Annotated in this window: 4 protein-coding genes; 1 reads left to right on the top strand and 3 read right to left on the bottom strand. The window is 60.8% G+C overall.

From position 1 onward, the window contains the following. Positions 1-170 precede the first annotated feature (170 nt). From H7847_RS26395 to dctP, 3 genes are all read right to left on the bottom strand, one after another. Positions 171-1,571, bottom strand: coding sequence for a TRAP transporter large permease (locus H7847_RS26395; protein WP_227272669.1), 1,401 nt, complete (start codon positions 1,569-1,571; stop codon positions 171-173). Then, positions 1,571-2,200 (bottom strand): TRAP transporter small permease subunit, encoded by a 630-nt coding sequence (locus H7847_RS26390; RefSeq protein ID WP_227272667.1) that lies wholly within the window; start codon positions 2,198-2,200, stop codon positions 1,571-1,573. Before H7847_RS26390 ends, H7847_RS26395 begins: the two co-directional genes overlap by 1 nt. Positions 2,201-2,270: 70 nt before the next feature. Beyond that, the gene (gene dctP, locus H7847_RS26385; protein ID WP_227272665.1) at positions 2,271-3,287 is read right to left on the bottom strand and encodes a TRAP transporter substrate-binding protein DctP; all 1,017 of its coding nucleotides are present in this window, start codon (positions 3,285-3,287) and stop codon (positions 2,271-2,273) included. Positions 3,288-3,770: 483 nt separating this feature from the next. On the opposite strand from dctP, the gene H7847_RS26380 reads away from it, so the two are divergent. Then, the coding region (locus H7847_RS26380) for an acetyl-coenzyme A synthetase N-terminal domain-containing protein (RefSeq protein WP_227272663.1) at positions 3,771-3,961 on the top strand (191 nt) is incomplete at its 3' end.

Below are 3,961 nucleotides of genomic sequence, written 5' to 3'. Positions count from 1 at the left end.
TCCTCAGCGAAACATCTAATCCCACATAATAGTTCATGTCGTTCTCCTTAAATTGCAGTAATCTACTGCAACTCTATCAAGAACCTCACCCCACTATCTGGTCAGCCCGATTACCCATGCTTCGTCCGCACAGCCGCCGTTGCGATATTCTCATCGACGCCGTTTTCCAGCTACCCGGCCAGGGACGGCAGAAACAGCACGATGCCCGGAAAGGCCACCAGCAGCGCGATGGTGATGCCATCCGCGACAAAGAACGGGGTGACGCCCTTGAACACATCCTGCACCGTCAGATCATCGCGCACGCCAGCCACCACAAAGCAGTTGAGGCCGATGGGCGGCGTGATCAGACAGAACTCCGCCATTTTGACCACCAGAATGCCGAACCAGATCGCGCACATCGGCCCCGACATGCCAAAGGCGCTGTCTGCGGCACTGACGTATTCGCCGCCATTGAGCGCCATGACCGCCGGGTAGACCACCGGCAGCGTCAGGAGCAGCATGCCGATGGCATCCATGAACATCCCCAGCACCGCATAGGCCAGCAGGATGCAGATCAGGATCAGCATCGGCGACATCTCAAGCCCGGTGATCCAGTCGGCAAAGGCCTCGGGCAGCTCGGCAAACCCCAGAAAGCGCACATAGATCAGCACCCCCCAGATGATCGAAAAGATCATCACCGTCAGCTTGGCGGTATCCAGCAGCGCGGTCTTGAGCTGCGGCCAGCGCATGCCGCGATAAAGCGCCATGACAAAGATGATGAACGCCCCGATGGCCCCGCCTTCGGTGGGTGTTCCCCAGGCATCGCCAAAGGGGTTGTAGACAAAGAAGATGATGATGATCACCACCGCAAAGATCGGCAAGGCGGGCGGCAGCGCCTCGAACCTTTCGCGCCAGCTGAACCCGCCCACCGGGGGGCCCACCGTCTTGAAGATCACGGCGATGCCGATGATCAGCGTGGCATAGACGAAGGCCGAGAACATGCCGGGCAGAAAGCCCGCGAGCAGCAGCTTGCCCACGTCCTGCTCCACGATGATCGCATAGATGACCAGAATGGCGGACGGCGGGATCAGCGAGGCCAGCGTGCCCCCTGCCGCCACAACGCCCGCGGCGAATTGCTTGTTGTAGCCGATCTTGAGCATCTCGGGGATGGCGATACGGGCAAAGACCGCCGCGGTCGCGACGGAGGCCCCCGAGACGGCGGCAAACCCCGCCGTGGCAAAAACGGTGGAGACCGCAAGCCCGCCCGGCACCCAGGCGATCCAGCGTTTGGCGGCCACGAAAAGCGCCGTGGTCAGCTTGGCGTGATAAGCCAGATAGCCGATCATGATGAACACCGGAATGAGGCTCAGCACCTGTGCGGACACCTTGGAATGCGGGGTGAGGCCCGCGATCTTGACGCTGATCTCGACCGCGCGCCAGAACTGATCGGGATCATAGCCAAACCCGTTCCAGCGCAGCCAGACCAGCCCCACAAACCCGGCGAGACCGGCGGCAAAGGCCACCCGCATGCCCAGAACCACAAGGACCAGCAGCCCGCCGCTGACCCAAAGACCGATTTCAATAGGTTCCATCAGTCTGCGCCCTCCAGCGCTTCGGCCTCAAGCCGGGCCTGCTCGGCCACGGACAGGTTGAGCGGCACCGCAACAGGGCTTTCCAGCCCCAGAACCAAGGCACGCCCATAGCCCCAGGCCTGCAACAGCAGACGCAGCGTCAGCACTGCGAAGGCCACCGGCACCACCAGTTTCGACGGCCAGAGCGGGATGCCAACGTCGATGGAGCTGTCCCGGCTGCACAAGGGCCGCGTGCAGTCAAAAGAGCGGGAGAAATGCTCCCACGCGCCCCAGGTGAGCGCCACGATCAAAAGCAGGATCAGCAACACGGATACCAGTTCGAAAAACCACAAGACACGGCCTCTGAGGGCGCTGACCAGCATATCCATCCGCACATGGGTTCCGTCCCGCTGCACGTAGGAAATGCCCATGATGGCGATGATCGGCATCATCGCCTCGATGTAATCCACATACCCCGCCATCGGCGCGGCGAAAAACTTGCGCCCGGTGACGGAATAGACCGCCAGAAACATCAGTGAAAAAATCGCCAGACCGCTCAGCAGTGCGCACAAGCGTTCGATGGGTAAGAGTGCCCGGTCCAGACGGCTCAGCAGACTGGAATCTTCGAGCACCGCGGCTGATCCTGCCATGGCCCTGCCCTTTGGTCATCTTTTGGTGTTGAAAATGGGGCCGCCCCGCAGAGGGGACGGCCGCGGGATTTTAGCTGCCGCCCTTGGCCTCTGCCAATGTGTTGACAACGAGGTCATAAAGCTCCTGCCCGGGCAGGCCCTGGCCTTCCATCTCTGCGATCCAGGCCTCGTGGATCGGCGCACCGGCCTTGGCCTGGAACTCTTCGATCACCTCGGGTGCGATGTCGACCTTCTCCACCCCCTTTTCGGCCAATACGGCATCCCAGCGTTGCAGCAGTTCCGCATAGTTCACCAGATAGTGGTCGATGGCTTCCGCGACCGAGGCGTCCAGTGCCGCACGATGCGCGTCGGACAGGGCGTCATAGGCGTCGATATTCACCACCACAGGGCAATTGACCGTGCCGGGATTGAGGTTCGCCGTCCACCAGTCGGCCTGGTTGATCGTGCCAAAGCTCAGATGCGCATGCTGTGCGAAAGCGACCGTATCCACAACCCCGCCTTCCATGGCCTGATAGGCTTCAGTGGCCGTAACGGAAGTCGGCACGGCGCCGACCGTCTTGAAGGCTTCGCCCAGCCCCCCGGTGGCCCGCACGCGCATGCCTTCGAATTCGGCAAGCTCATCACGCGGCTCGCCGGTGCCGACGATGTTGTACTGCGGCATCGGGGAGGTCATCAGCAGTTTGGCATTCCATTGCGCCATCTCTTCGGTCGCCGCCGGGTGCGCGTAAACTGCGTTGGCCACGGCGACTTCCTGTTCCAGGTTTTCAACCCCGAGGAAGGGCAGTTCCAGCACCGTGATCACGCGGTTCTTGTCCGGGTGATACCCCGCACAGAACTGCGCCATCTCAAAGGCGCCGATCGAGATCCCATCAAGGTTTTCGCGGTTCTTGGACAGGCCGCCATAGCTGACGTTCATGGTAAATTCGCCGCCGGTCTTATCCGCCACCAACTCGGCCAGCTTTTCAACGTGCTCAGTGAAGGCACGGCGTTTGCCCCAGACCGAAACGTTCCATTCGGTTGCGGCGGCTTCCGAGACGAAGGCAAAGCTGATTGCGCCGGCAACGGCGACGCTAAGGTATGTATTCATCATGTATCTCCCGTGTTGCCCGCTTCACACAAGAGCGGGCTTGATGCAAAGCTACCCAAGGGCAGCGGCGGTGCCAAGCCCTCATTCAGGGGGGAGGCTGCGGCTGACTGCGATGTCGCTCACCGGGTGTTGATTCTGAGCCGCTCCGGCGGTGCCAAACTCAGCCCGGGTGCAGCTTTCAGGGCATGAAGGAAAGGGTGTCCGCAGCTTGAAGCGGCGCAAATCAGAATCTTAAGAAAACCCCTTATACCGCTGATATTAAGTGAGAAAAAAACCCTTTCGACCTGCCGCCGCTCAAGGCATTCTGCCACGACGTCTCGCGTTTGACCGAAACCCTTTTATTGGCGCAGCTTATTCTCTTGTTTTCGACAGCCCGTCTGTTCCAAGCTGGAACAGTGCGCGCACCCCCCGGCAATCAGGGATGCCGGTCACGTGAAAACCAGGCCGCAAGGCAATGACAGGACAAAAGAGGGAGGAGCCTCCATGCCCGACACCGCAAAAACCAGCAGCAGAACCTACCCGCCATCTGCCGAAATGGCAGCAAACGCCCACGTTAATGCGCATCAGTATGAGGAGATGTACGCCACCTCGCTGACGGATTCTGAGGGTTTTTGGGGTGCGCAGGGGGATCGTGTGGCGTGGATGCGGCGGTTCACGCAGGTGAAGGACGTGGA

Origin of the sequence: Roseobacter weihaiensis, assembly GCF_020622345.1 — a bacterium.
Taxonomy (GTDB): domain Bacteria; phylum Pseudomonadota; class Alphaproteobacteria; order Rhodobacterales; family Rhodobacteraceae; genus Roseobacter; species Roseobacter weihaiensis.
This window is presented reverse-complemented; position numbering and strand designations above follow the sequence as displayed.

Bases quoted from the DNA above. Each gene is read 5' to 3' on its own strand.
- H7847_RS26395 (WP_227272669.1), bottom strand. From the start codon at position 1,571: ATGGAACCTATTGAAATCGGTCTTTGGGTCAGCGGCGGGCTGCTGGTC.
- H7847_RS26390 (WP_227272667.1), bottom strand. From the start codon at position 2,200: ATGGCAGGATCAGCCGCGGTGCTCGAAGATTCCAGTCTGCTGAGCCGT.
- dctP (WP_227272665.1), bottom strand. From the start codon at position 3,287: ATGAATACATACCTTAGCGTCGCCGTTGCCGGCGCAATCAGCTTTGCC.